1 protein-coding gene is annotated in these 250 nt (G+C 34.8%); it reads left to right on the top strand.

Annotated features, from left to right (window positions below):
• A partial coding sequence (locus Q4563_RS21460) for a hypothetical protein (RefSeq protein ID WP_303605966.1) occupies positions 1 to 250 on the top strand: 250 nt, incomplete at both ends.

The raw sequence follows: 250 nt of genomic DNA, 5'->3' as shown, positions 1-250 counted from the left end.
GGATTATACATCGTATCCATCATCCGCGTGTTTCTCAAGAAATTGGTGTTCAAAAACCAGCATATGACAGAATTATAAAAGAGTATTCAAAAGACTATGATTACTTTTTGTTTCTGGATGCCGATGAGTTTTTGGTTAATGAAACTGGTAAGGGTTTAAAAGACTGGATAAAACGAGCGGAAAATAATGATGATTTCGCTGGGTTTGTATTAAATTGGAGAATATTTGGATCATCTGGTCGAAAATTGCC

This window comes from Gilvimarinus sp. 1_MG-2023, assembly GCF_030548285.1.
The sequence above is the reverse complement of the archived record's forward strand: the minus strand, read 5'-3'. Positions and strand labels throughout refer to the sequence as shown.